This is a genomic window from Streptomyces apricus, from assembly GCF_008369065.1.
In the GTDB taxonomy this organism is placed as follows: domain Bacteria; phylum Actinomycetota; class Actinomycetes; order Streptomycetales; family Streptomycetaceae; genus Streptomyces; species Streptomyces apricus.
Genome location: NZ_VDFC01000298.1, coordinates 1 through 550 on the forward strand (window position 1 = coordinate 1; position 550 = coordinate 550).

At 72.2% G+C, this 550-nt stretch carries 1 protein-coding gene; it reads right to left on the reverse strand.

From position 1 onward, the window contains the following. A partial coding sequence (locus tag FGF04_RS39790; RefSeq protein ID WP_149516234.1) for an AMP-binding protein occupies nucleotides 1–550 on the reverse strand: 550 nt, incomplete at both ends.

Sequence of the window (550 nt, forward strand, 5' to 3'; positions counted from 1 at the left end):
GCCCCGCCCCGATCAGCTGCGCCAGGTGCGTGATGCCGTTGACGACGTTGCGGTGCGTGACGGCAACCCCCTTGGGGGTGCCGCTGGAACCGGAGGTGTACATCACATACGCCAGGGAGTCCGGCCGCAGGGGGGCGCGCAGGTCGCGTCCCGTGAGGTTCTCGTGGTTCTGGCTCCCCATCCCGGGCGGGCCGGGGGGCACGGTGAGTTCGTCGAGGAAGAGGGCCGGTGTGCCGGTGTCGGGCAGGACGGAAAGGGTGGCGGTGTCGGTCAGAACCAGCCGCGGTGCGGCCTCGGCCAGGATGTGCGCCAGGCGGTGGCTGGGATACTTCGGGTCCACCGGCAAATACGCCGCACCCGACTTCAGCACCCCCAGCATCCCCACCACCAGGTCCGCCGAGCGCGGCAGCGCCAGCGCCACCACCGCACCCGGACCCGCCCCGCGCCCCACCAGCTCCCGCGCCAGCACATTGGCCCGCGCGTTCACCTGCGCATAGGTCAGCTCCGCCCCTTCGAAGACCACCGCCACCGCATCGGGCTGCCGGTGCAC